Source organism: Blastococcus aurantiacus (assembly GCF_900102425.1).
Lineage (GTDB): Bacteria > Actinomycetota > Actinomycetes > Mycobacteriales > Geodermatophilaceae > Blastococcus > Blastococcus aurantiacus.
Map to the genome: position 1 here is coordinate 206,232 of NZ_FNBT01000006.1, position 25,703 is coordinate 231,934.

The window sequence follows — 25,703 nt, forward strand, 5'->3', positions numbered from 1 at the left end:
GGGACACCCGATGAGCACCCGTGACTTCATCGAAAAGGACTACTACGGCGCGCTGGGCGTCCCCCAGGGCGCCGACGCCGCCGAGATCAAGAAGGCGTACCGCAAGCTCGCCCAGGAGCTGCACCCGGACAAGAACCCCGGCAACGCCGAGGCGGAGTCCCGGTTCAAGGAGGTCTCCGAGGCCTACGACGTGCTGTCCGACCCCAAGCGGCGCGGTGAGTACGACGAGGCCCGGCGGCTGTTCGGGGCCGGCGGGGCCGGCGCTCGCGCCGGCTTCCCCGGCGGGGGCGGCTTCCCCGGCGGCGGTCAGACCTTCGACTTCGGCGACCTGTTCAACGCCGGCGCCGCGGGCGGCGCCGGCGCCGGTGCCCGGGGCGCCAGTGGCCCCGGTGGGCTCGGTGACCTGCTCGGCGGCCTCTTCGGCGGCGCAGGGGGAGGCGCGCGGGCCCGCAGCCAGGCGGCCTCGGGCCCGGCCCGCGGTCAGGACGTCGAGACCGAGGCGACCCTCTCCTTCGAGGAGGCCGTCCTCGGGGTGACCGTGCCGCTGCGCATGCAGAGCCCGGGCAGCTGCCCGACGTGCGCGGGCAGCGGCGCGAAGCCGGGCACCAGCCCGCACACCTGCCCGGTGTGCTCGGGCGCCGGAGTCACCAGCCGCAGCCAGGGGGCGTTCGCGTTCTCCGAGCCCTGCCGCAACTGCCGCGGCACCGGCTCGGTCGTCGACGACCCCTGCCCGACCTGCTCGGGCAGCGGCATCACCAGCCAGACCCGCACGATCACCGTCCGCATCCCGGCCGGCGTCCGGGACGGTCAGCGCATCCGGCTGGCCGGCAAGGGCGCCCCGGGACGGCGCGGTGGCCCGGCCGGCGACCTCTTCGTCGTCGTCCACGTCTCCGAGCACGCGCTGTTCGGGCGCAAGGACGACGACCTGACGCTCACCGTGCCCATCAGCTTCGCCGAGGCGGCCCTGGGGACGACGCTGACCGTGCCCACCCTCGACGGCACGGTGTCGCTCAAGGTCCCCGCCGGCACCGCGAGCGGCCGCACCCTGCGCGTGCGCGGGCGCGGCGTCCCGGCGAAGGGGCGCACCGGCGACCTGCTGGTGACCCTCGACGTCGCGGTGCCGGTCCGCCTGACGCCGGCCGAGCGCAAGCTCATCGAGCAGCTGGCCGAGGAGATGGACGAGGACCCGCGTCCGCAGATCACCGCGGCCCTCCAGGCGGGAGGCGAGCGATGAGCGGCCCGGTCGACCCGACCGGGGGCGCCGCGCGGTCGGTCGCCGAGGACGCGCCGGTCTTCGTGATCTCCGTGGCGGCCGAGCTGGCCGGCATGCATGCGCAGACGCTGCGCCAGTACGACCGGCTCGGCCTGGTCAGCCCCGGGCGCACGCCCGGCGGCGGCCGCCGCTACAGCCCACGCGACGTGGCGCTGCTCCGCGAGGTCCAGCGGCTGTCCCAGGAGGACGGCGTCAACCTCGCCGGGATCAAGCGGATCATCGAGCTCGAGTCGCAGGTGGAGGCGCTGCAGGCGCGGGTGCACGAGCTGCTGGCCGAGCTCGAGCACAGCGAGCACCGCCGGATGGCCGCCGAGGCGGCGGTCCCGGTGGGCTACCGGGCCGACCTCGTGCCCCAGCGCCGGCCGGGGAACGCCCTGGTCGTGTGGCGCCCCCGGAGCGGTCGGTGAGCGAGCTCGACCCGCACGCCGCCTTCGTCGAGCTCGAACGCGAGATCGGCCTGCTGCTGCGGCGCGCCAGGGCGATCTCCTCCCGGCTGGCCACTCAGCTGCACCCGGACCTCGATGGCGCCGCCTTCGGCCTGCTCGCCCTGCTGCAGGACGCCGGCCCGCTGCGCGCCAGCGACCTCGTCGCACGCCTCGGCCTGGACAAGAGCACGGTGAGCCGCCAGGTGGCCAGCCTGGTGGGCCTCGGCCTGGTCGACCGCAGCGCGGACCCCGATGACCGGCGGGCCCAGGTGCTGACGCCGTCGGCCGAGGGAGCCGCCCGGCTCGCACAGATCCGCGACGCCCGCCGCGAGCGCTGGGAGGCCGATCTCGGGGACTGGCCCGCCCAGGACGTCGCCACGCTGGCCGAGCTGCTGCACCGGCTCAACCGGATCGGCGAAGCGCGGGCCCGCGAGGCCGGCGAGGAGTAGACGACAGGGCGGGAAGAACGCCGACGCGTCGTTCGTTGCAGACAACAACCAAGAGGCTTATGGTTGCACTCTGCACGCTTTCCGACCGTCAGGATCTCGTCCCATGTCCATCAGTCCCGGCACGCGGGACCGGCTGACCGCCAGCATCGCCCAGCTCATCCGGACCGGCCGCCACGTCAGCACGCGCGCGGCCACCCAGCTCTACGGTGAGCTGCCGTCCTTCGGCTGGACGCTGCTCCTGCCCCTCGAGCAGGACGGCGACCAGCGGTGCAGCACGCTCGCCGCACGCGCCGGCGTCGACGTCTCCGTGGCCAGCCGGCAGCTCGCCGTCCTCGAGCGCTCGGGCTACGTGGAGCGCCGCCCCGACCCCCGCGACGGCCGGGCCACCCTGTTCCGGCTCACACGGCAGGGCACCGAGGCCCTCGCCGCGACGCGCGCCATGCGCGCCGACTGGGCGCTCGCCGCCCTCTCCGGCTGGAGCGAGCACGACGCCCGCCGGCTGACCGACCTGCTCGACCGCCTCCGGGCCGACATCGAGGTGGCCGTCCCGGCGCCCCGCTCGGCCCGCCCGGAACCGCAGGAGGCCCGCCGATGAGCCGGGTCCGCGCCGTTCCGGCCACCACGCACGAACGCCCCCCGCAGCAGTCCAGGAGAAGCATGACCAGCACCGTCGATCGGCCGGCCGTCGAGGCCCCCGTCGAGCAGCAGGGGCGCATGACGCACCGGCAGATCCTCTCGGCGCTGTCCGGGATGATGCTGGCGATGTTCGTGGCGTTCCTGTCGGGGACGATCGTCTCCAACGCCCTGCCCACGATCATCACCGACCTGCGGGGCTCGCAGAGCCAGTACACCTGGATCGTCACCGCCACCCTGCTGGCGTCGACCGCGTCCACCCCGATCTGGGGCAAGCTCTCGGACCTGTTCAGCAAGAAGCTGCTGCTCCAGCTCGCCATCGTGATCTTCATCGTCGGCTCGATGCTGGCCGGGCTGTCCCAGTCGGTGGAGACGCTCATCGCCTGGCGTGTCCTGCAGGGACTGGGTCTCGGCGGGCTGCAGGCCCTCGTGCAGATCGCGATGGCGGCGATGATCAGCCCGCGCGAGCGCGGCCGGTACTCCGGCCTGCTCGGCAGCGTCATGGCGGTGTCCACCGTCGGCGGCCCGCTGATCGGCGGGCTGCTGGTCGACACCAGCTGGCTCGGCTGGCGCTGGTGCTTCTACGTCGTCGTCCCCTTCGCCGCGGCCGCCCTGGTGCTGCTGCAGCGCACCCTGCACCTGCCGGTGACCAAGCGCGAGGTGCACATCGACTACATGGGGGCGGCGTTCCTCACCGCCGGAGTTTCCACGCTGCTCATCTGGGTCACCCTGGCCGGCAACAGCTTCGACTGGGCCTCCACCGAGACGGCGTTCTACGTCACCGGCGGCGGGCTGGCGATCGCGGCGTTCATCGTCACGGAGCTGCGCGCCAAGGAGCCGATCGTCCCGCTGCGGCTCTTCCTCGACCGGACGACGACGCTGGCCATCGCCGCCAGCACCGCGATCGGTGTGGCGATGTTCGGGTCGACGGTCTTCCTCGGCCAGTACCTGCAGATCTCGCGCGGCTACTCGCCGACGGCGGCCGGTCTGCTCACCGTCCCCATGGTGGCCGGGCTGCTGCTCTCCTCGACCGGTTCGGGCCTGCTGATCACCCGGACCGGGCGGTGGAAGCGTTTCCTCGTCGGCGGCTCGCTGCTGGTGGTCGTCGGGTTCGCCCTGCTGTCCACCATCGACCACGAGACGAACATCGTGGCGCTGTGCGGCTTCCTGTTCGTGCTGGGCGTCGGCATCGGGGCCACCATGCAGAACCTCGTGCTCGCCGTGCAGAACACCGTGGCGGCCAAGGACCTGGGCGCGGCCAGTTCCGCGGTGGCCTTCTTCCGCAGCCTGGGCGGCACGGTCGGTGTGTCGGTGCTGGGTGCGGTGCTGTCTGGTCGGGTCGGCGGGATCATCGCCGAGCGGCTCGAGGGCATCCCCGGCGCGGCCGAGGCCGCCGGCTCGGGGGACGTCGGACTGGCCGACCTGGCGGATGCGCCGGGTCCCGTCCAGGAGCTCATCCGGCTGGCCTACGGCGACGCCACCGGGCGGATCTTCCTCGTCTCGGCCGTGGTCGCGGTGATCGCGGTGGTGACCATCCTGCTGATCCGCGAGATCGCGCTCGGCACGGAGAGCGGCGAGGAGCGCCTGCAGCGCGAGGCCGGCGAGCAGTAGAAGGACCCCGTTGCCCCCCACCGCTCGCAGGCTCGCGCCGGGGCCTGCAACGGGGCCGCATGCCGACAGCACGAAGGCCCGGTCCCCTCGCGGGACCGGGCCTTCGTCGTCGTGCCGGGTCTAGCTCTCCAGCGAGGCGTCCAGGGTGATCTCGGTGCCGGCGAGCGCCTTGCTGACCGGGCAGCCGACCTTCGCCGCCTGGGCCGCGGTCTGGAAGGCGTCGGCGTCCAGGCCCTCGACCTCACCGCGGACGGTCAGCTTGATGCCGGTGATCGCCGAGGCGCCGTCCTTCTGGCCGAGCGTGACGTCCGCGGTGACCTCCAGCGCGGTCGGCGTCCCGCCGGCCTTGCCGATCTCGTTGGACAGCGCCATGGCGAAGCAGGAGGAGTGGGCGGCCGCGATGAGCTCCTCGGGGCTGGTGGTGCCCCCGGCCTCGTCGGCGGCCCGCTTCGGGAACGAGACCTCGTAGGTGCCGACCTTGGAGCTGGAGAGCTCGACCTGACCGGACCCCTCCTGCAGGGAGCCGTTCCAGGCGGTGCGTGCGGTGCGAGTGGGCATGTCACTTCTTCCGTGCCGGGCGCCGCCCGCTCCTGGACGGCGCGTCGACGCAGCCCCTACCCGCTGACGTGCGAGGTCAACGCACTCAGCAGACGGCTTCTCCGCTGTTCACCCGCTCGATCAGCTGCTGCAGTCGGCCCTTGAGCTCGGCGAACTCCTGGGTGTCGAACCCGATGGCCCCGATCATCTCCTGCGAGATGCCGACGGCCTTGTCCTGCAGCGCGCGACCCTCGTCGGTCAGCGCGATCGCCACGGAGCGCTCGTCCTCGACGCGGCGGTGCCGGGTGACCAGACCGGCGGCGGTGAGTCGCTTGAGCAGCGGGGACAGCGTGCCGCTGTCCAGCGCCAGGCGGGAACCCAGCTGCCCCACGGTCTGGTGGTCCTCTTCCCAGAGCAGCATCATGACCAGGTACTGCGGATAGGTGAGACCGATGGCCTCGAGCATGGGCCGGTAGCGCGCGGTCACGGCCCGTGAGGCCGCGTACAGCGCGAAGCAGAGCTGGTCGTCGAGCGCCACGCTCGGCGCCGGCAGGGCGGTCATGACCCGAGTCTAGGGCGCGTGAGCGTAGAAGCCAGCGGCCGAGCACCCGGACGTGGCGTGAGCCGGCTCCCGGTGCGGCGGGTGGACTCGCCAGGGTTGAGTGGAACAGACTCAACTCCTCGGTCGTTCTTCACAGCGATCATGCAGCCGCCCACGAGGCGGCACCAGGCACGACAGACGGAAGGACCCGGTCCGCGCCCATGGAGAGCAAGCTGACCACCCGTTCGCAGGAGGCCATCGCCGCCGCCCAGCGGCTCGCGGTCGCCCGTGGCCAGGCCGCCCTGGAGCCGCTGCACCTGCTGGCGGCACTGCTGGAGCAGGACGACGGCATCGCCGCCCCGCTGCTGAAGGCCGTCGGCGCCGATGCGGCCGACGTCCGCGCGAAGGCCGAGGCCGCCGTGCGCCGGCTGCCCAGCGTCAGCGGGGCGACCGTGCCCGCGCCCTCGCCGACGCGCGAGTTCCTCCGCGTGATGAACGACGCCGGGGCGCAGGCCAGCGCCCTGGGCGACGAGTACATCTCCACCGAGCACCTGCTGGTGGGGCTGGCCGGCGCCGGCGGCGAGGCAGGCTCGGTGCTGAGCGGGGCCGGGGCCACGCGCGACGCCCTGCTGGCGGCCTTCCGCACGGTCCGCGGCACCCGCAAGGTCACCACGCCCGATCCCGAGGGCACCTTCCAGGCCCTGGAGAAGTACGCCGTCGACCTCACCGAGCGCGCCCGCGAGGGCAAGATCGACCCGGTCATCGGCCGGGACACCGAGATCCGCCGCGTGGTGCAGGTGCTCTCGCGGCGCACCAAGAACAACCCGGTCCTCATCGGCGAGCCCGGCGTCGGCAAGACGGCGATCGTCGAGGGCCTGGCCCAGCGCATGGTCGCCGGCGACGTGCCCGAGAGCCTCAAGGGCAAGCGGCTCATGTCGCTGGACCTGGGCGCGATGGTGGCCGGCGCCAAGTACCGCGGCGAGTTCGAGGAGCGGCTCAAGGCCGTCCTCCAGGAGATCTCCGACGCCGAGGGCCAGGTGGTCACCTTCATCGACGAGCTGCACACCATCGTGGGTGCCGGCGCGACCGGTGAGTCCGCCATGGACGCCGGCAACATGATCAAGCCGATGCTCGCCCGCGGGGAGCTCCGCATGGTCGGTGCCACGACCCTGGACGAGTACCGGGAGCACATCGAGAAGGACCCCGCCCTCGAGCGCCGCTTCCAGCAGGTGCTCGTGGGCGAGCCCAGCGTCGAGGACACCATCGGCATCCTCCGCGGGCTCAAGGAGCGCTACGAGGTGCACCACGGCGTCCGCATCACCGACACCGCGATCGTCGCCGCCGCCACCTTGTCGGACCGGTACGTCACGGCCCGCTTCCTGCCGGACAAGGCGATCGACCTGGTCGACGAGGCGGCCAGCCGGCTGCGCATGGAGATCGACAGCCGGCCCGTCGAGGTCGACGAGGTCGAGCGGGCGGTGCGCCGGCTCGAGATCGAGGAGATGGCGCTGTCCAAGGAGGACGACCCGTCCTCGCTCGAGCGGCTGGCGGCGCTGCGGGCCGACCTGGCCGACCGGCGCCAGGAGCTGGCCGAGCTGACCGCCCGCTGGCAGCAGGACAAGAGCGCGATCGGCCGCATCCAGGCCATCAAGGAGGAGCTGGAGCGCCTGCGCCTGGAGGCCGAGCGCGCCGAGCGGGACGGCGACCTCGCCCACGTCGCGGAGCTGCGCTACGGCCGGCTCCCGCAGCTGGAGAAGTCCCTCGCCGAGGCCGAGACGTCGGTCGAGACCGGCGACTCCATGCTCAAGGAGGAGGTCGGCCCCGACGACATCGCGGAGGTCGTCCAGGCCTGGACCGGCATCCCCGCCGGCCGGCTGCTCGAGGGCGAGACCCAGAAGCTCCTGCGCATGGAGGACGAGCTGGCCAAGCGGGTCGTCGGCCAGCCCGACGCCGTCCGCGCCGTCGCCGACGCCGTCCGCCGGGCGCGCTCCGGCGTCGCCGACCCCGACCGTCCCACCGGCTCCTGGCTGTTCCTCGGGCCCACCGGCGTCGGCAAGACCGAGCTGGCCAAGGCGCTGGCGGAGTTCCTGTTCGACGACGAGCGGGCGATGGTCCGCGTCGACATGAGCGAGTACTCCGAGAAGCACTCGGTGGCCCGGCTGGTCGGGGCGCCCCCCGGCTACGTCGGCTACGAGGCCGGCGGCCAGCTCACCGAGGCGGTGCGGCGCCGCCCGTACACGGTGGTGCTGCTCGACGAGGTCGAGAAGGCGCACCCCGACGTCTTCGACGTGCTCCTGCAGGTGCTCGACGACGGCCGGCTCACCGACGGGCAGGGCCGCACGGTCGACTTCCGGAACACGCTGCTGATCCTGACGTCGAACCTGGGCTCGCAGATCATCGCCGACCAGTCGGTGCCCGAGGACAGCCGCCGCACGGCGGTGCAGGAGGTCGTCCGCGCGCACTTCAAGCCGGAGTTCCTCAACCGGCTCGACGACGTCGTGATCTTCCGGGCGCTGGGCACCGAGGAGCTCGCCGGCATCGTCGACATCCAGGTCGGCGTGCTGGCCCGGCGGCTGGCGGGACGGCGGCTCACCCTGCGGGTCACCGACGCGGCGAAGGAGTGGCTGGCGCTCAACGGGTTCGACCCCGTCTACGGCGCCCGCCCGCTGCGCCGGCTGGTGCAGTCGGCCATCGGCGACCAGCTCGCCCGGGCCCTCCTGTCCGGCGAGATCCGGGACGGCGACGAGGTCGTCGTCGACTGGCCGGCCGACGTCACCGAGGGCGACGCCGGCCTGAGCGTCACGCGGGGCTGATCGTCGCGGGGCTGGGGCGGGCCCGGCTGGACGCGTCGGCCATGATCGGGAGGCACACCGAGGCGGGGAGGCAGCAGACATGACGTCGGACCAGGGCGGCGCGCACGGGGAGCCCACGGGGCGCCCCGAGGGCGGTTCCGAGCCGGCTGCTCCGCAGGGCTGGAACGCCCCGCCGCCTCCTCCGCAGCAGGGGTGGGGTGCCCCGCCCCCGCAGGGCTGGGGCGCCCCACCGCCTCCGCAGCAGGGCTGGGGTGCTCCGCCCCAGCAGGGGTGGGAGGCGCCGCCGCCCCCGCAGGGCTGGCAGCAGCCGGGGCAGCAGTGGTCCGGGTACGGCGCGCCCTACGTGCCGCCGCCCCCGCCCGGCTCGGCCGAGCAGCCGCTGACCGTGCGGGCCGGCATCGGCGCCTTCGTCGTCAACTTCGTGCTGGGCCTGGTGGGCGCGCTCGTGGCCTTCGCCGACATCGACGACCTCGTCCGGCAGGCGTCGCTGGAGACGAACGACCCCGAGATCACCGACGAGGTCCTGCGCACCGCCATCCTGGTGTTCGCCGTCATCGGGCTGGTGCTGGTCGTGCTGCACGCGCTGTTCATCTGGTGGGCCTGGCGGGGCCGGAACTGGGCGCGGATCACGCTGTGGGTGCTGGGTGGCCTGGCCCTCCTGAGCGGCTTCGGCACGCTCGGTGGCGGCACCGGCGCGACCGACTTCCTCTCCGCGCTCAGCATGTTCCAGCTGCTGGCGCTGGTCGCGGGCATCGTGCTGCTGGCGCTCAAGCCCAGCAACGACTGGTACCGCTACATGGGCTGGGCGCGGACATACGGCCAGCAGCACTGATCAAGCGGGCCGCTCCGCGCCGGGCAGCCAGGCGCGGGTCGTGCCCGCCATCAGGCTGGTCAGGCCGGCGATCGAGAGCACGAGCAGCAGCAGCGAGGCCACCGTGATCCCGCCGGACGAGAGCACGCTGACCACGGTCAGCAGGGCGAGTGCCGCGGTGGCGGCGACGCCGGTCACCCTCGCCCAGCCCTTCCGCCGCACCAGGAAGACGGCGGCAACGGCCAGGACGACACCGAGCAGCAGGTAGGGCACCAGGGACAGCAGGACGAACTGCTCGGCCTCCGCGCGGGTGATGTCGTCGGTCTCGTCGACGACGCGGTCCACGGCGACGTCGAAACCGGCCCAGAGCAGCAGGGCGTTGGACAGCAGCAGGAGCGCGAGGACGGCCAGGACGCCGACGGCGACCCGCACCGAGGGCGGCATGGCCGGGCGGGCGGACGGGGCGGGGGACGGGTCGGTCGGCACCCGCCCAGCCTGGCAGTTCCGGCGGCGACCGATCATCGGGGGATGAATCCCGATCGGCCCGGGCCCCGAAGAGAGGGCGTGACGACGACTCTGCGCGCCCCCGATCCGGTCGCCCCGGCAGGCCCCGGCCGGGCCCGGCGGGGCCTCGCCGCCCTGGCAGGGCTGCTCGCCGCGGCGGTCGCCCTCGGTGTCGGCGAGCTCGTCGCCGGGTTCGTCGGCCCGGCGGCATCACCGGTCATCGCCGTCGGGGACGCCGTCATCGCGCTGGTGCCCGAGCCGGTCACCGCCTTCGCCATCCGCACCTTCGGCGAGGACGACAAGACCGCCCTGGTCGCCGGCACGCTGGTCGTCGTCGCCCTGTACGCGCTGCTCGTCGGCGTCCTCGGGCTGCGGGACCGTCGCCTCGCCGTCCTCGGGGTCGTGCTGTTCGGGACCGTCGGCGCCCTGGCCGCCCTCACCCGGCCCGCGGGCGCTCCGGCCGACGTGCTGCCCTCGCTGGCCGGCACGGCCGCCGGGGTCCTCGCGCTGCTGGCGCTCCTCGCCCCGCTCGCGACGGCGCCGGCCTCCGCGCCCGGGACGGCGCCCGCAGCGGACCGGCCGCTCGTCGGGCGGCTGCGCGCGGTCCTCGCCGCCGGCGACCGCAACGGAGCCGGACTGGACCGCCGCCGGTTCTTCCTCACCGGTGCGGCCGCCGTCGGCGTCGCCGCGGTCACCGGGGGCGGCGGTCGGCTGCTGCAGCGCAGCACCGAGGTCACCTCGCTGCGCGCCGGCATCCGCCTGCCGACGCCGTCGTCCCCGGCCGCCGCGCTGCCCGCGGGCGCGGACCTCTCCCGGGGGATCGAGGGCCTCACCCCCCTGACCACGCGCAACGGCGAGTTCTACCGGATCGACACCGCGCTGATCGCTCCGCGCATCCGGCCGGCGGACTACCGGCTCGAGCTGACCGGGATGTTCGACTCCCCGCGCACCTACACCCTCGACGACCTGTTCGAGCGCGACGACGTGATCGAGCGGGACATCACGCTCACCTGCGTCTCCAACGAGGTCGGGGGCGCCCTCGTGGGCAGCGCGCGCTGGATCGGCGTCCCCCTGGCGGCCCTGCTGCGGGAGAACGGCCTCCGCCCCGGCAGCGACCAGCTGCTGTGCCGGTCGGAGGACGGGATGACGATCGGGGCGCCGACCCGGAGCGCGCTCGAGGTCGAGGACGCGATGCTCGCCTTCGGCATGAACGGCGAGCCGCTCCCGGTCATCCACGGCTTCCCGGTGCGGATGATCATCCCCGGCCTCTACGGCTACGTCTCGGCCTGCAAGTGGCTGGTCTCCATCGAGGCGACGACGTTCGACGCGTTCGACGCCTACTGGATCGAGCGGGACTGGGCGGTGGACGGGCCCATCCGCATCGCCTCGCGCATCGACACCCCCGACATGCGGCGGGAGTTCCCGGCCGGGCGCCGCGCGATCGCCGGCGTCGCCTGGGCCCAGACCCGCGGCATCGCGAAGGTCGAGGTGCGCGTGGACGACGGGGACTGGGCGGAGGCCCGGCTGTCACCCGAGGTGGACGCCGACCTGTGGCGCCAGTGGGTGCTGCCCCACGACTTCACGCCCGGCCGGCACGTCCTCACGGTGCGCGCCACCGGTGCCGACGGCGAGGTGCAGACCGACGAGCGCGCCGATCCCTTCCCCGCCGGCTCCACGGGCCTGCACTCGGTCGAGGTCCTGGTCGGCTGAGCCCCTAGGCTCGGGCACATGGAGAAGGACCCCGCTCCCCCCCACACGTCGTCCCTCGGCGCGGGCCCCTGGAACGGGGCCACGCATCCCGACCGCGACCGCCTGCTCGACCTGATCGTCGACCTCGCGGTCGTGCACGGAAAGGTGACGCTCTCTTCCGGGCAGGAGGCGGACTGGTACATCGACATGCGCCGGCTCACGCTGCACCACGAGGGCGCCCCGCTGGTCGGCCGCGTGATGCGCCAGCTCACCGGCGACCTGCGCTACGACGTCGTCGGCGGGCTCACCCTGGGCGCCGACCCGGTGGCCACGGCGATGCTGCACGCGGCGTCGGCGGGCGAGGGGTTCCTCGACGCCTGCGTCGTCCGCAAGGAGGGCAAGGCGCACGGCCTGCAGCGCCGCATCGAAGGGCCGGACGTCGCCGGGCGCGCGGTGCTCGTCGTCGAGGACGTCTCCACGACCGGGGGCAGCCCCCTCACCGCTGCGGAAGCGCTGCAGGAGGCCGGGGCTGAGGTCATCGCGGTGGCCGTGATCGTCGACCGCGGGGCGCGCGCGGCGGTCGAGGCGGCCGGCTTCGAGTACCGGGCCGCCTACGAGCTCTCCGACCTCGGCCTGGCCTAGGTCATCTCCGGCCGGTGCTGTCCAGCAGGACCAGCGCCGCCCCGTGGACACCCGCCTCGGCCCCGAGCGTGGAGATCGTGATCGGCGGCGGTCGACGCCAGGCCAGACCGCCGGCCACTGCGGTCCGGACGGGGGCCGCGAGGCGCTCGCCGGCACCGGTGAGCCCTCCGGCCAGGACCACGAGCCCCGGATCCAGCAGGAGGATCGCGCTCCGCAGCCCCAGGCCGAGGGCTTCCATGCCCTCCGTCCAGATGCGACCGGCGAGCGGGTCGCGGTCGACGGCGTGGGCCATGTCCGCGGCGCTCAGTGCGGGGTCGCCCCCCGCGGATCGGTAGCGGCGGACCATCCCTCCGGCCGAGGCGTAGACCTCCAGGCATCCGCGTTGGCCGCACGGGCAGCCCTCTCCGTCCGGGTGCACGGGGGCATGCCCGATCTCCCCGCCTAAGCCCAGCGAACCCGGCACGAGCCGGCCACCGGTGAGCACGCCCGCGGACAAGCCGGCGCCCAGGGCGACGAGCAGCAGGTCCCCCACGCCACGGCCGGCGCCCAGCCGGTGCTCGGCGAGGCAGGCCGCCCTGGCGTCGTGCTCCAGCGTCACGGGCAGGCCCACGGCCTCCCGCACGATCCGCGCGAGCGGGACGTCGCGCAGGCCGAGATTGCCCGCGCGGCGGACCACCCCGGCGCCCGTGTCGACGAGGCCGGCCGAGCACACGCCCACCCCGATCGTGTCGGGACACGTGAGCGATCGTGCCGCCTCGACCACGGCCCGCACCACGGCGGTCGGCCCCTCGGCCACCGGTGTGGGGATGGTGACCCGCTCCAGGACCTCACCGTGCAGGCTCAGGCGTGCGCCGTTGATGCCCGTGCCGCCGAGGTCCAGACCGACGACGGAACCGCTCGCTGCGCTGGATCCGATCACGGTCAGAATCCCTGCCCCGGCAGCTTCTTCGCCGCCACGTGCCGGTAGTAGTCCGCCAGCTGCAGGCGCCGTGCGGCGAGCTCGTCCACGACGACGGTGGCGTGGGGGTGCAGCTGGAGGACCGAGGCCGGGCAGAATGCGCTGACCGGCCCCTCGACCGCTGCCGCGACCGCCGCGGCCTTGGTGCGTCCGGTGGCGACGAGCACGAGGTGGCGGGCCTCGAGGATCGTGCCGAGGCCCTGGGTGATGACGTGCTGGGGAACCTGCTCGCCCTCGGGGAAGAAGCGGGCGTTGTCGCGGCGGGTCTGCTGGGTGAGGGTCTTGACCCGCGTCCGGGACGCCAGGGAGGAGCCGGGCTCGTTGAAGCCCAGGTGACCGTTGGCCCCCGTGCCGAGGATCTGCACGTCCAGCGGACCGGCGGCCCGTAGGTGGGCGTCGTAGCGTCGCGCCTTTTCCAGGACGTCGTCCGTGGCGCCGTCGGGGCCGTGGACGTCGTCCGACGCCAGGTCGACGTGGTCGACGAAGTCGGCGCGGATGACGCGGGCGTAGGACTGCGGGTGGCTCGCGGCCAGGCCGACGTACTCGTCCAGCAGGAACGCGCGGATGCCCGCGAAGCTCAGGCCCTCCTCCCGGTGCCGCCGCGCCAGCTCGCGGTAGGCGCCCACGGGGGAGGAGCCGGTCGCGAGACCCAGCGTCCGGGCGCCGGTCGCGAGGGCTCCCGCCACGATGTCGGCGACCACCCGCCCCGCCTCGTCCGCGGACGGGACGATCACGACCTCCACGAGTCCTCCTCGGGTCCCGGGTCGGAGCCGGCGACCCGGCGACCGCCCCGCACGACCGCGACCGCGTGCAGCTGCCCGTCGACGACCAGCACGTCCGCGCGGCGGCCGGCTTCCAGGGCGCCGACCTCGCCGTCCAGGCCGAGGAGGGTGGCGGGGGTCCGGCTCGCGGACGTGACGGCGGAGAGCAGTTCGACGCCGGCGGAGAGCACCGTCCGTCTCAGCACGTCCAGCAGGCGGAAGGTGCCCCCGGCGATCGGACCCGGCTTCCCGGTGCCGTCGGGTGCCAGCCGCGCGACGCCCGCGGCGACCGACACGTCCCGCGAACCCAGGCGGTAGGAGCCATCGGGCATACCGGCGGCGGCCGTGGAATCCGTCACCAGGGCGATCTGCCGGGGCCCGACCAGGTCGAAGACCGCGGCGACCGTCTCGTCGTCCACGTGGACGCCGTCGGCGATCAGCTCGACGACCGCTGTTCCGCGGGCGGCCGCGGCCAGGCAGGCGGCGACCGGTCCGGCCGCACGGTGGTGCCAGGAGGGCATGCCGTTGAACAGGTGGGTCACGCCGACCGGCGTCCCCGCGGACTGCATCCACCGGGTGGCCTGCCCGGCGTCCGCGCCGGTGTGCCCGAGGCAGGGGAGGACGCCGTACCGCCGGAGCACGGCGACCAGCTCGTCGCTGCGGGGAACCTCCGGCGCCAGCGTCATGGAGCGGACGACCCCGTCGGCGCGCAGGAGCACCGCCTCGAGCACGTCCGGGTCGCCCGGGAGGAGCGCCGCGGGGTCGTGCGCCCCGCGGAACGCCGGCGACAGGAAGGGTCCTTCGAGGTGGATGCCGGCCAGTTCGCCGGCGGCGACCAGGCCGGCCAGTGCCTCGACCTGACGCAGCAGCACCTCCACCGGAGCCGAGACGAGGCTGGCGAGCACCGTGGTGCTCCCGGAGTTGCGGTGGTACCGGACGGCGGTCAGCGGACCGTCGCCCTCCACCTCACCGAAGCCGTGCCCGGCCCCGCCGTGGCAGTGGACGTCGACCAGCCCCGGGAGCAGCGTCCTGCCGGAGGGCGGCGGGGCCGCGTGCGGCCAGTCCTCGACGGGTCCCACCCAGCTGATCCGGTCGCCGTGCAGGACGACCAGCCCGTCGTGCAGCACGCCCTCAGGGGTCACGACCCGCCCGCGCAGCCGCTCCTCCGACCTGCCGGCGTCGAGTGGGGCGGTCACGGATGGCTCCTCAGCGCTGGGACCGACGGCGGACCGCCTCGGCGTACCAGTGTGCGCTCGGCTTGACCGTGCGGGCGAAGGTCTCGCGATCCACCGAGACCAGGCCGAACGTGGGCGCCCAGGAGCCCCACTCGTAGTTGTCGAGCAACGACCAGTGCACGTACCCGCGGACGTCGATGCCGTCGGCGAGCGCCCGTTCCAGTCCGGCGAGCGCTCCGGCCAGGTACTCCGCGCGCTCGTCGTCGTCACCGGTCGCGATCCCGTTCTCGGTCACGACGATGGGGGTGTCGATGCGCCCGGCGGTGTACCGGATGGCTCCCTCGATCGCGTCCGGGTAGAGCTCCCAGCCCATCTGCGTGCGGCGGGTCCCCTCCGGCGCCTCGACCGGACCGGTCCGACCGATCATGAGCCGGGTGTAGGCCTGCACGCCGATGAAGTCGTCGCCCTTGGCCGCGTCGATGAACTGATCCTCCCGCAGCGCGGCCCAGGCACGTGCAGCTGCTTCCTCACCGGGCAGGGCCTGGAAGTTCTGGTTGGCGACGGTCCACCCCGACCGCAGTCCCGGCACCGCCGACAGCTCCTCGCGCGCCGCACGGTGGGCCGCGACCAGGGCGTCCACCAGCGGCTGCTCCGGTGCGGGCAGGGCACCGGCCACCGTCTCGGTACCGCCCGTGTCCCGCGCGGCGCTGACCATGGCGACCATGTTCGGCTCGTTGATCGTGCAGACCCAGTCGACTCCGTCGAGGATGGGCAGCACCGCGCGCACGTAGGCGCGGAACAGCTCCGTCGAGCCGGGGGCCGTCCAGCCACCGGCCCGCTGGAACCACAGCGGGCTGGTGAAGTGGTGCAGGGTCACCACCGGGGTCAGGCCGCGCGCGAGGCACCCCTCGATCATCCGCCGGTAGTGGGCGAGGGCGGCACGCGAGATGTGGCCGTGGACCGGTTCGATCCGCGACCACTCGATGCTGAACCGGTAGCTGTTCAACCCGAGGTCCCGGACGATGTCCAGGTCCTCGGGCCAGCGGTGGTAGCTGTCGCACGCGTCGCCGCTGCGCTCGGCCATCGGCGAGCCCTCGACGTTCTCCAGCGCCCAGAGATCGCTGGCGACGTTGTTGCCCTCCACCTGGTGGGCCGCGGTCGCCGCCCCCCAGAGGAAGCCGTCCGGGAAGGGGGATGTCGTCACGGGGATGTCCTCTGCGGAGTCGGGGTCGGAGTGGGTCGGGTCATCACGAGGACCGGTAACGGCCGGAGTCGACGAGCCGCCGGTGCTCGGCGGCGACCTGCTCGACGAGGCCGTCGATGACCTCCTCGGTCAGCCCGAGCCGGAAGGTGCGCAGTTTGACGAGCGGGAAGTCGTCGAGCATCCGGAGCAGCTCCGGAGCCACGGTCCCGCGCCCGGCGGCCGCGGCGAAGCGGCCGAGCAGCGCGCTCAGCACCTCGCTGCCCGCGGGGTCGGCACGCCACTCGCCGATGGTCGACATCCTGGTCAGCGGCGGCAGGAACCGGTCGCCCCCGGTCTCGACGGTCGCCACCAGCCGCACGTCCCGCGACGACGCACCCATGCGCACGTCGTAGGTGCCGGCGGCCAGCGACCAGCGCCGGTGCGCCGCGTCCCAGGTCGACAGGTCCCGTGCGCGCAGCGGCAGCGCCACGCGCTGGGACGCGCCTGGTTCGAGGGCGACCGAGGCGAAGCCGGCGAGCTGCACGCGCGGCCGGGTGGGCCGGTCCTCCTGCCGGCCGACGTAGAGCTGCGCGACCTCCCGTCCGGCACGCGGCCCGGTGTTCGTGACGGTCCAGGAGATCTCCCAGGCGTTCTCGCCGCAAGCGGTCACCCGCGGGTCGCTGTAGGCGAACGTCGTGTACGTCAGTCCGTGGCCGAAGGGATAGGCCACCGGGACGTCGAGGGTGTCCAGCTGTCGGTAGCCGACGTAGGTGCCCTCCCCGTACGTGACGGTCCCGTCCCGCCCCGGGAAGTGCAGGTGGCTCGGGTGGTCGGCCAGACGCAGCGGGATGGCTTCGGCCAGACGGCCCGAGGGAGCGGCGTCGCCGAGCAGCAGGTCGGCCACGGCCTCGCCGCCCGCCTGGCCGAGCAGCCAGCCCTCCAGCACCGCCCCGGCCCGGTCCTGCCACGGGGAGACGGAGACGACCCCGCCGTTGGAGAGCACCACGACGACCTCCGGTGCCACCTCCGCCACGGCCGACAGCAGGGCGAGCTGGTCGTCGGGCAGGTCGATGGTCGTGCGGTCGAACCCCTCGGACTCGGCGGCCTCGGGCAGACCCAGGAAGACGACCGCGACGTCGGCGTCCCGCGCCGTGGCGACGGCCTCGTCGACCAGTTCGCGGGAGGGTGTGCCGTCGAGGGTGTAGCCGGCGGCGAACCGCAGCCGGTCCCCGAGACGCCCGCTCAAGGCGTCGAGCGCCGAGGACAGACGCGTGGGCACCACCCGGGAGGAGCCGCCGCCCTGGAAACGGGGCGTGCGGGCCAGTTCGCCGACGACGGCCACCGACTGTCCGGCCGCGCGGTCGAGGGGCAGCAGCCGTCCGTCGTTCTTGAGCAGGACCACCGAGGCGGTCGCGGCCTCGCGGGCCAGCGCGTGGTGCGCGGCGCGCATGTCGGCGAGGTCGTCGTCGGACGCCGATCCCTCGACCCATCCCTCGGGTCGTGCCGGCGCGGTGGCGCGCACCCGCTCCGCCAGCCGGGCCATCCGGTCGGCCACCCGGTCGAGCACGGCCTCGTCGAGCTCGCCGGCGGTCACCGCGGCGACGATCCGCTCGTCGGTGCCGGACGGGGGCATCTCCAGGTCCAGGCCCGCGCGTACGGCCGCGACCCGGTCCTCGACCGCGCCCCAGTCGGACACGACGACGCCGTCGTAGCCCCACTCGTCCCGCAGCACCTCGGTCAGCAGCCACGGGTGTTCGCTCGCCGGCACGCCGTTGACCCGGTTGTACGCGCTCATGACCATCCAGGGACGCGCCGTCCGGACGACGTGCTCGAACGCGGCGAGGTACACCTCGCGCAGGGCGCGGTCGTCGACGTCCGCGCTCACGCGCATCCGGTCGGTCTCCTGGTTGTTCACCGCGAAGTGCTTGATGCAGGCCGCGACGCCGGCCGACTGGATCCCCTCGACCATGGCGGCGGCGAGCCGGCCGGTCAGGAACGGGTCCTCGGAGAGGTACTCGAAGTTCCGGCCGTTCAGCGGCGACCGCTTGATGTTCATGCCGGGGGCAAGGAGCACGTCGACGTCCAGCGCCCGGGCCTCGGCGCCCAGCGCCGCGCCGACCCGCCGGAGCAGGTCGACGTCCCACGTAGCGCCCAGGCCCACCGCCGGCGGGAAGCAGGTGGCCGGAACGCTCGTACCGATGCCGAGCGCGTCACCTCCGCCGCGCTGACGACGGACGCCGTGCGGACCGTCGGCGAGCACGAGCAGGGGGACGCCGACGGCGGCCGTCGTGTGCCAGGTGCTCGAGCCGGAGGTGAGGGCGGCCCTCTCGGCCAGCTCCGTCGTCACGTCCGCCGCTCCCGGCTCAGGAGAGCCGGAGCGGGGGTGGAGGTCTGCGCTCATCAGTTCGTCCTCGCCTCTTCGGTCGGGGGTCGTCGCCGCACCGAAGTGAATCTACCACTTGGTAGATTCCTTGTGTAACGTGCGTCACGGCGTCCCGGACGGGCGCCCTCCGACGACCACGACGAGGTGTGAGGACCGATGAGAAGGACGCGCAGGATCGCGAGGACCACGGCGGCGGCGGTGGGCGCGGCACTGGCCCTGACCTCCTGCTCGGGGGGCGGCACGGAGGCGGACGAGGGGTCGTCGGACAGCGGCACCCTGGCGATCGCCACGATGACGGCCGCGACCAGCATGGACCCGGCCAACTCCGGCGGAGGCACGATCCCCTACTTCCAGGCGGTGTACGACACCCTGATCAAGCGCGAGCCGGACGGCACCTACAGCCCGATGCTCGCCTCCGCCTGGGAGTACGACGAGGCCCGCACCGCCCTGACCCTTACCCTGCGCGACGACGTGACCTTCGACGACGGCACGCCGCTGGACGCCGAGGCGGTCAAGGCCAACCTGGAGCGGTTCAAGGAGGCCGGCGGCCCCGAGACGGCCCAGTCGCAGGCGGTCGCGTCGGTCGAGGCGCCCGATCCCACCACGGTGGTCATCCGGCTGTCGGCTCCCGACCCGGCCCTGGTCAACAGCCTCACCGACGCGTTCGGCTTCATCGCCAACCCGGCCGGATTCGGCGCCGAGGAACCGTTCGCCACGGAACCCGACGGCACCGGCCCCTACGAGCTCGACAGCGACGAGACGGTCATCGGCTCCACCTGGACCTTCGTGCGGAACGAGGACTACTGGGGCGAGGCCGCGCCGTTCGAGACGATGACGATCAGCGTTTTCGACAACGAGAACGCCATCGTCAACGGCCTGCGGACCGGCCAGCTCAACGCCGCCGTCCTCCAGGTCGTCGACCAGCAGGTCGCGGCCGAGAGCGACCCGAACCTCACGCTGACCCCGCAGGAGATCGATCTCAAGCTGCTCAACCTCTTCGACCGCAGCGGCGAGATGGTGCCCGCCCTCGGTGACGCGAGGGTCCGCCAGGCCATCAACCACGCAATCGACCGCGAGACCCTCGTCGAGCAGATCCAGCAGGGCCGCGGCACGGCGACCGCGCAGCTCTGGGGCGTCAACACGCCCGGCTACGTCGAGGAGCTCGACGACGCCTACGAGTACGACCCCGAGCAGGCTCGCGAGCTGCTGGCCGAGGCCGGGCACGCCGACGGCTTCGCCTTCTCCCTCGCCCGGCTGCCCGCGCTGGTGCCCGATGCGCTCGCCGCAGCCCTGCAGGCGAACCTCGCCGACGTCGGCATCACGCTGACGTGGGAGGACACGGACCAGTCGTCGTTCGTCCAGCGCACGTTCCTCCAGCGCGAGTTCCCCGGCGTGGTGATGAACGGCGGCCAGCCGGCGCTGGACTGGGCGACGGTCGCGGGGTCGATCCTGCCCGGACTGGTGTCCAACCCCCAGGGGACCACCGATCCGACGATCGAGGAGCTGTCGGCCGTCGTGCGGTCCGGCGACGAGGCGGCCGCCGAGGACGCGGCCGAGGAGCTCAACCGGTACATCGTCGAGCAGGCGTGGTTCGTTCCGCTCTACCGCATGCAGTACATGCACACCACCGACCGCACGGTCACGGTGACGCCGCAGGTCGGGCTCGCCGTCCCGTCGATCTACAACTACCAGCCGGCTTCCTGACGGACAGTCGTGGCCCCCTCCTCCGGCGGAGGGCCACGGCCGGTGGAGAGGATCCAGGGACGTGCTCTTCTACGTCGTCCGCCGAGCGGCAGCGGGCGTGCTCCTGCTGCTGGTCATCTCGTTCCTGACCTTCGTCCTGCTGTCCCTGCCGGGACAGGACGTCGGTCGCACCCTGCTCGGGCTCAACGCCAGCGAGCAGGCGGTGGCCGCCAAGAACTCCCAGCTCGGCATCGACCGGTCCGTGCTGGCGCAGTACGGCGACTGGCTGTCCGGCGCCGTCCGCGGGGATCTCGGCACCTCCTGGTTCACCAGCGAGGACGTCTGGACCGCGATCGGCAACCGGTTGCCGGTCACGCTCAGCATCATGGTCGGCGTCACGCTGGTCACCGGCGTCCTGTCCTTCGGGCTCGGCGTCTGGGCCGGGGTGCGGCGCGGTGCCGTCGACCGCTTCGTCCAGGTGTTCGGCGTCGCGGGCTACGCCCTGCCGGGGTTCCTCGTGACGCTGGTGCTCGTGCTGGTCTTCGCGGTGGAGCTCGGTTGGTTCCCCGCGATCGGGTACGTCCCGCTCACCGACTCGGTCGGCGGCTGGCTGTCCACGATCACCCTGCCCATCATCGCGCTGTCCATCGGGTCCGTCGCCGGGATGGCCCAGCAGGTGCGGTCCTCGGTCATCGAGGTGATGCGCCAGGACTACGTGCGCACCCTGGTCTCGCGCGGGCTCCCGATGCGCTCGGTCCTGTTCCGCCACGTGCTGCGCAACGCCTCCGCGCCGGCACTCACGGTGCTCGGCCTGCAGTTCGTCGGGTTGCTCGGCGGAGCGGTGCTGGTCGAGCAGATCTTCGGGCTGCCCGGCATCGGCGCCATGACCGTCTCCTACACGACGCGTGGCGACGTCCCGATCATCATGGGTCTGCTCATGGTGAGCGTCGTCGGGGTGGTCGTCATCAACCTCTTCGTCGACATCGCGATCGGCCTGCTGAACCCGAAGGCGAGGGTCGCGTGACCGAGAGCCTGCCGGCGCTGACCGAGCCGGCCGGCGCAGCTGCCCCGCACGTACCGGCCGTCCGGCGAGGCGCGTTCCGCCGGCTGGTGCGCAATCCGCTCGGACTGGTCGCGGCCGTCGTCCTGCTCGTCGTCGTCGTGGGCGCGGCCGCCGCGCCCTGGCTGACCACCCACGCACCTGACGCGGCCGACCTGCGCAGCGCCTTCGGGCCGTCCGCGCCCGGACATCCTCTCGGCCTCGACTCGGCCGGCCGGGACATCTGGAGCCGCCTGCTCTTCGGCGCGCGCAACACCCTCGGCGGGGCGTTGCTCGCGCTCGCGGTCGCGATGGTTCTCGGGATCCCCGCCGGACTGGTCGCCGGCTACGCCGGCCGATGGTTCGACGCCGTGTCGGGCTGGGTCGTGAACCTGCTCATGGCGCTGCCCGCGATGATCGTGCTCCTGGCCGCCCGGGCCATCATCGGTCCCACGGTGTGGGCGCTGATGATCATCCTCGGCGTGCTCGCCGCGCCCAGCTTCTTCCGGCTGGTCCGCGGCATCGTGGTCAACGTCCGGCACGAGCTCTACGTCGACTCCGCCAGGGTCTCGGGGCTGCCGCCCTGGCGCATCATCGGTCGGCACGTGCTCGTGGTGGTCCGAGCGCCGATCATCATCCAGATCTCCCTCGTCGCCGGCGTGGCCCTCGGCCTGCAGGCCGGGCTCGAGTTCATCGGCGTCGGCTCCAGCAGCGACCTGCCCACCTGGGGCGGGATGCTCAACGAGGGGTTCCAGTTCGTCCAGCGGGACCGGACGCTGCTGCTCTGGCCGGGTCTGGCCCTGGGGCTGACCAGCGCCGCACTGGTACTGCTCGGAGCCGCGCTGCGCGACGTCCTGGAGGACCGGGGGACCGATCCGGTGGTACGCCGCCGGGACCGGGCCGCGCAGCGCGCGGTCGCCCCGGCAGTCCTCGACGGCAAGGCGGAGCGCTCCCCGCTGCTGTCCATCCGGTCGCTGGCGGTCAGCTACGCGCTGCCGGACGGATCGCAGCGCGAGGTCGTGCACGAGGTGGATCTCGACGTGCGCCCGGGCGAGGTCGTCGGGCTGGTCGGCGAGTCCGGCTCGGGCAAGACCCAGACCGCGTTCTCGGCGCTGGGGATCCTTCCCTCCGGCGGCCGGGTGTCCCGCGGGTCGATCCAGGTCGACGGGCAGGAAGTGGTGGGCCTGTCCGCCGCCTCGTGGCGGCAGCTGCGCTCGCACGTCGTGTCGTACGTCCCGCAGGAACCCATGAGCAACCTCGACCCGTCGTTCACGGTCGGTTCCCAGCTCGTGGAGCCGATCCGCGCCGCCACCGGCGCGTCACGGGCGCAGGCGCGGGAGCGCGCCCTGGGGCTGCTGCGGTCGGTGGAGATCGAGGATCCGGAGCGCACCTTCCGGGCGTATCCGCACGAGATCTCCGGCGGCATGGCCCAGCGGGTGCTCCTGGCGGGCGCGATGGCCTGCAACCCGCGGCTGCTCATCGCCGACGAGCCGACGACCGCCCTCGACGTCACCGTCCAGGCCGAGGTGCTGGAGGTGCTGCGCCGCCTCCAGCAGGAGCGGGGTCTCGGTGTCCTGCTGGTCACCCACAGCCTCGGCGTCGTCGCCGACCTCTGCGACACCGTCGCGGTCATGCAGGACGGACGGATCGTCGAGAGCGGCCCGGTGGACCAGGTGCTCACCGCGCCGCGCGAGGAGTACACCCGCCGGCTGCTGGCCGCGGTGCTCGACGAGGGGCAGCCACCGACCGTGGCGGCCGGTCGGGCCGACGAGGGGGAACGATGAGCGAGCCGCTGCTGTCGGTCGAGGGCCTGCGGGTGTCGTTCCCCGGCAAGGGATGGCGCGCGCCGGAGCACGAGGTCCTGCACGGCGTCGACCTGCACATCGAGGCCGGCCGGACCCACGGCCTGGTGGGTGGATCCGGCTCGGGCAAGACCACCATCGGCCGGGCGATCCTCGGGCTGGTGCCCGTGGCCGGTGGGTCGATCACCTTCGACGGGCGCCCGATCCACGCGGCCGGGGCCCGGCAGCGTCGCCGGCTCAGCCGCGACATCCAGGTGATCTTCCAGGACCCCTTCACCTCCCTGAACCCGTCGATGACCATCGGCGACACCCTCGCCGAACCACTGCTGGCCCAGCGTCTCTCCTCCAGGGAGGCCCGCTCCCGCGTGGCCGGGCTGCTCGACGACGTGGCGCTGCCGGCCGACGCGATGGACCGGCTCCCGCGCGAGTTCTCCGGCGGCCAGCGCCAGCGGATCGCGATCGCCCGGGCGCTGGCCATCGGGCCGCGGCTGATCGTGTGCGACGAACCCGTCTCGGCGCTCGACCTGACCACCCAGCGCACGGTCCTGGACCTGCTGCAGGAGGTCCAGCGCACGACCGGCGTGGCCTACCTGTTCGTCTCCCACGACCTGGCCGTCGTCCGCCACGTCAGCGACGTCGTGTCGGTGATCCGGCGCGGGGAGATCGTCGAGTCGGGGACGGCGGTCCAGGTCACCGAGCGGCCGCAGCACCCCTACACGCGCCGGCTCCTGCTCTCCGCCCCGGTTGCCGACCCCGCCGCCCAGCGGGTGCGGCGCGAGGCCTACCGGCGCGAGTTCGCCGGGACGGAGGCGTGACCGTGCCGCCGATCGTGCCCGCACCGCAGCGGCTGACGGCGTCCGGCGACACGCGCGCGATCGGGGAGGCCCTGCTGGTCACCGGCGACGAGGAGGTCCGCGAGGTCGTCGAGGTGCTCGGCCGGCTGGCGCCGGGCTGGGCTGGGCTGGAGCTGCGGTGGGTGGACGACGACGCGTCGGCCGACGTGCTCGTGCGGCTGGGCCCGCCCGACCTCGCGCCCGACCTGCCCGAGCCCTCCGGTCCGGACCCCAGCGGCGGCACGTCCGGGGACGAGCGGTACTCGGTCGCGCCCGTCGACGGGCGCCTGGTGCTGCGGGGCGCGTCGCCGCACGGCGCCTTCCGAGGGCTGACCACCGTGCTGCAGGCGGCCGCCGGCACCGAGCTACCGCTGTTCGCGGCCGCCGACGCGCCCCGCACGCGGTGGCGGGGGCTGTCCCTCGACGTCGCCCGGTTCTTCCTGCCCCCGGCGCAGATCGAGAAGGTCATCGACCTGATGGCGCTCTACCGGCTCGACGTCCTGCACCTCCACCTGACCGACTCGCAGGCCTGGCGGCTCGAGCTCGCGGACCGGCCGGCGCTCACCGGCCCCGACGTCGGGTCCCCGGGGCACTACACCGCCGACGACCTCGCCGGGCTGGTCGCGTACGCAGCGCGGCGGTTCGTCACCGTCGTCCCGGAGATCGACCTGCCGGGTCACGTGCTCGCGGCCTTGCGCGCCCATCCGGAGCTGCGCGGGGGCGTCCCGCCGCTGCACCCGCTCCTCGGGCACCTGAGCCCGTCCGTGCCGGCGGCCATGGCCTTTGCGCGGGAGGCGGTGGAGGCGCTGGTCGGGGTCTCGCCGTCGCCGTACGTGCACGTGGGCGGCGACGAGGCCTTCGGCATGCCCGACGAGGAGTACGTCGCGTTCGTGCGCGTGGTGCACGGCTGGGTCCGGGAGGCGGGCAAGCGCCCGGTGGCCTGGCAGGAGGCCTCCCGGGCACGGGCCTTCGGTCCCGGGGACGTGCTGCAGCTGTGGATCGCGCCGTCCGACGCGCCGCGGGAGGACCGGGTGCGGGCGGCCGCGCCGGCCGACCTGGCGCACCTCGTCGACGCCTTCCTGGCCACGTTCCGCGAGGCGCCCGGCGACCTCGGCCGGGCCCTCGAGGACGGCGCCGCGGTCCTGCTGTCGCCGAGCCTGCCGTTCTACCTCGACCGCCGGTACGCCGAACCCAGCACGGATCCGGCGCAGACCGCGGACCTGACCCGGCTCGGGCACGCCGGCTACCCCCGGGCGCGCACGAGCGACCTGTCGGCCTGGAGCCCCGACGACGTCGGTGGCCTCGACCCGGCGGCCGTCGCCGGCATGGAGGCCGCGATCTGGGCCGAGTCGATCGAGTCCTTCGACGACCTGGCGATGCTCCTCCTGCCCCGGCTCCCGGTCCTCGCCGAGCTCATGTGGACCGGCCCCCGGCGCCCGTGGCCGGACCTGGCCACCCGGTTGCGCCCGCACGCGGCGGCGTGGACCCGTTCGGGCTTCGGCGCCTACTACCGCTCCGCGGACCTCTTCCCCGCCTGAGCGCCCTGACTGCGGACGCCCGGCAGCGAGCCGGGGCTCACCGCCGCACGCAGGGCCGCGGGGAAACGGTCCGCGATCAGATCCGTCCCCGCCTGGTCCGGGTGCAGGTCGTCGCCGAGCAGCCCGACCGGCCCGTCCACGACCGTCACCTGCGGCGGCACGACCAGGTCTCCGAGGCGGACGGTGAGCGCGTGCAGCCGGATCGTCACCCGCCCCGCCCCGTGCCCGAGCGCGGCCGGATGCGCACGCCGGCGGGGGTCTGCGCAGCCCACCGCAGGTCCGGCCGGTCGTGCTGGCGCGCGGCCCAGGCCGGCAGCCGGAGCGGGACGATCCCACCGTGCGGACCGGCCTCGTGTGCCAGGTGCCCGACCAGGTAGGCCTCGAGCCCGGACGCGTTATCTACCATGCGGTAGATTCTAC

At 73.9% G+C, this 25,703-nt stretch carries 24 protein-coding genes; 14 read left to right on the forward strand and 10 right to left on the reverse strand.

The window, feature by feature from the left end; translation table 11 throughout:
* Positions 1-10 precede the first annotated feature (10 nt).
* From dnaJ to BLS70_RS14075, 5 genes are all read left to right on the forward strand, one after another.
* Positions 11-1,234, forward strand: a complete 1,224-nt coding sequence (dnaJ, locus tag BLS70_RS14055) for a molecular chaperone DnaJ (RefSeq protein ID WP_091769069.1) — start codon at positions 11-13, stop codon at positions 1,232-1,234.
* Positions 1,231-1,680 (forward strand): heat shock protein transcriptional repressor HspR, encoded by a 450-nt coding sequence (locus BLS70_RS14060; protein ID WP_091769071.1) that lies wholly within the window; start codon positions 1,231-1,233, stop codon positions 1,678-1,680. The genes dnaJ and BLS70_RS14060 overlap by 4 nt, the downstream gene beginning before the upstream one ends.
* Positions 1,677-2,147: a MarR family winged helix-turn-helix transcriptional regulator gene (locus BLS70_RS14065; protein ID WP_091769365.1), complete on the forward strand. Its 471-nt coding sequence runs from the start codon at positions 1,677-1,679 to the stop codon at positions 2,145-2,147. Before BLS70_RS14060 ends, BLS70_RS14065 begins: the two co-directional genes overlap by 4 nt.
* A 103-nt stretch (positions 2,148-2,250) precedes the next feature.
* Entirely contained in the window at positions 2,251-2,742 is a 492-nt protein-coding gene (locus BLS70_RS14070) for a MarR family winged helix-turn-helix transcriptional regulator (protein ID WP_091769074.1), read from the forward strand.
* 62 nt (positions 2,743-2,804) lie between these two features.
* Positions 2,805-4,391 carry an MDR family MFS transporter gene (locus BLS70_RS14075; RefSeq protein WP_255362472.1) on the forward strand — a complete coding sequence of 529 codons (1,587 nt, stop codon included), beginning with the start codon at positions 2,805-2,807 and terminating at the stop codon, positions 4,389-4,391.
* Between the two features lie 120 nt (positions 4,392-4,511).
* On the opposite strand, the gene BLS70_RS14080 is transcribed toward BLS70_RS14075, so the two are convergent.
* Positions 4,512-4,949, reverse strand: coding sequence for an OsmC family protein (locus BLS70_RS14080; protein WP_091769078.1), 438 nt, complete (start codon positions 4,947-4,949; stop codon positions 4,512-4,514).
* An 85-nt stretch (positions 4,950-5,034) separates the two neighbouring features.
* Positions 5,035-5,490 carry a MarR family winged helix-turn-helix transcriptional regulator gene (locus tag BLS70_RS14085; RefSeq protein WP_091769081.1) on the reverse strand — a complete coding sequence of 152 codons (456 nt, stop codon included), beginning with the start codon at positions 5,488-5,490 and terminating at the stop codon, positions 5,035-5,037.
* Between the two features lie 200 nt (positions 5,491-5,690).
* On the opposite strand from BLS70_RS14085, the gene clpB reads away from it, so the two are divergent.
* Entirely contained in the window at positions 5,691-8,282 is a 2,592-nt protein-coding gene (gene clpB / locus BLS70_RS14090) for an ATP-dependent chaperone ClpB (RefSeq protein WP_091769084.1), read from the forward strand.
* A gap of 79 nt (positions 8,283-8,361) precedes the next feature.
* Entirely contained in the window at positions 8,362-9,114 is a 753-nt protein-coding gene (locus tag BLS70_RS14095; RefSeq protein WP_091769087.1) for a proline-rich domain-containing protein, read from the forward strand.
* Here BLS70_RS14095 and BLS70_RS14100 read toward each other — a convergent pair whose 3' ends face one another.
* Complete coding sequence (locus BLS70_RS14100; protein WP_091769090.1) at positions 9,115-9,579, reverse strand: hypothetical protein; 465 nt, start codon at positions 9,577-9,579, stop codon at positions 9,115-9,117.
* 78 nt (positions 9,580-9,657) lie between these two features.
* On the opposite strand from BLS70_RS14100, the gene BLS70_RS14105 reads away from it, so the two are divergent.
* Together BLS70_RS14105 and pyrE are read left to right on the forward strand one after the other, a co-directional pair.
* On the forward strand, positions 9,658-11,307 hold the full coding sequence (locus BLS70_RS14105; RefSeq protein ID WP_218122421.1) for a molybdopterin-dependent oxidoreductase: 1,650 nt from the start codon (positions 9,658-9,660) through the stop codon (positions 11,305-11,307).
* An 18-nt stretch (positions 11,308-11,325) separates the two neighbouring features.
* On the forward strand, positions 11,326-11,928 hold the full coding sequence (gene pyrE / locus BLS70_RS14110; protein WP_091769095.1) for an orotate phosphoribosyltransferase: 603 nt from the start codon (positions 11,326-11,328) through the stop codon (positions 11,926-11,928).
* Position 11,929: 1 nt separating this feature from the next.
* On the opposite strand, the gene BLS70_RS14115 is transcribed toward pyrE, so the two are convergent.
* Genes BLS70_RS14115 through BLS70_RS14135 form a run of 5 tightly spaced genes read right to left on the reverse strand, consistent with a single transcriptional unit; the run spans position 11,930 to position 18,406 of the window.
* On the reverse strand, positions 11,930-12,847 hold the full coding sequence (locus BLS70_RS14115) for an ROK family protein (RefSeq protein WP_176946421.1): 918 nt from the start codon (positions 12,845-12,847) through the stop codon (positions 11,930-11,932).
* A gap of 2 nt (positions 12,848-12,849) precedes the next feature.
* Entirely contained in the window at positions 12,850-13,629 is a 780-nt protein-coding gene (gene nagB / locus BLS70_RS14120) for a glucosamine-6-phosphate deaminase (RefSeq protein WP_091769102.1), read from the reverse strand.
* Complete coding sequence (locus tag BLS70_RS14125; RefSeq protein ID WP_218122422.1) at positions 13,617-14,843, reverse strand: N-acetylglucosamine-6-phosphate deacetylase; 1,227 nt, start codon at positions 14,841-14,843, stop codon at positions 13,617-13,619. Before BLS70_RS14125 ends, nagB begins: the two co-directional genes overlap by 13 nt.
* Positions 14,844-14,853: 10 nt before the next feature.
* The gene (locus BLS70_RS14130) at positions 14,854-16,026 is read right to left on the reverse strand and encodes a glycoside hydrolase family 1 protein (protein ID WP_091769105.1); all 1,173 of its coding nucleotides are present in this window, start codon (positions 16,024-16,026) and stop codon (positions 14,854-14,856) included.
* Positions 16,027-16,069: 43 nt separating this feature from the next.
* Positions 16,070-18,406 (reverse strand): beta-glucosidase family protein, encoded by a 2,337-nt coding sequence (locus BLS70_RS14135; protein WP_091769108.1) that lies wholly within the window; start codon positions 18,404-18,406, stop codon positions 16,070-16,072.
* Between the two features lie 138 nt (positions 18,407-18,544).
* Here BLS70_RS14135 and BLS70_RS14140 point away from each other — a divergent pair, with 138 nt between their 5' ends.
* From BLS70_RS14140 to BLS70_RS14160, 5 genes are all read left to right on the forward strand, one after another.
* Entirely contained in the window at positions 18,545-20,092 is a 1,548-nt protein-coding gene (locus tag BLS70_RS14140; RefSeq protein ID WP_091769111.1) for an ABC transporter substrate-binding protein, read from the forward strand.
* Positions 20,093-20,153: 61 nt separating this feature from the next.
* Positions 20,154-21,095 (forward strand): ABC transporter permease, encoded by a 942-nt coding sequence (locus tag BLS70_RS14145; protein ID WP_091769114.1) that lies wholly within the window; start codon positions 20,154-20,156, stop codon positions 21,093-21,095.
* Positions 21,092-22,894, forward strand: coding sequence for a dipeptide/oligopeptide/nickel ABC transporter permease/ATP-binding protein (locus tag BLS70_RS14150; RefSeq protein ID WP_218122423.1), 1,803 nt, complete (start codon positions 21,092-21,094; stop codon positions 22,892-22,894). Before BLS70_RS14145 ends, BLS70_RS14150 begins: the two co-directional genes overlap by 4 nt.
* Entirely contained in the window at positions 22,891-23,727 is an 837-nt protein-coding gene (locus BLS70_RS14155; RefSeq protein ID WP_091769117.1) for an ATP-binding cassette domain-containing protein, read from the forward strand. Before BLS70_RS14150 ends, BLS70_RS14155 begins: the two co-directional genes overlap by 4 nt.
* Entirely contained in the window at positions 23,724-25,283 is a 1,560-nt protein-coding gene (locus BLS70_RS14160) for a family 20 glycosylhydrolase (RefSeq protein WP_091769120.1), read from the forward strand. The genes BLS70_RS14155 and BLS70_RS14160 overlap by 4 nt, the downstream gene beginning before the upstream one ends.
* Here the strand turns inward: BLS70_RS14160 and BLS70_RS14165 are convergent.
* Positions 25,253-25,492, reverse strand: a complete 240-nt coding sequence (locus tag BLS70_RS14165; RefSeq protein WP_143030418.1) for a hypothetical protein — start codon at positions 25,490-25,492, stop codon at positions 25,253-25,255. The two genes, BLS70_RS14160 and BLS70_RS14165, sit on opposite strands and share 31 nt — an antisense overlap.
* Positions 25,489-25,689 (reverse strand): hypothetical protein, encoded by a 201-nt coding sequence (locus BLS70_RS20855; RefSeq protein WP_176946422.1) that lies wholly within the window; start codon positions 25,687-25,689, stop codon positions 25,489-25,491. Before BLS70_RS20855 ends, BLS70_RS14165 begins: the two co-directional genes overlap by 4 nt.
* Positions 25,690-25,703: the final 14 nt, after the last annotated feature.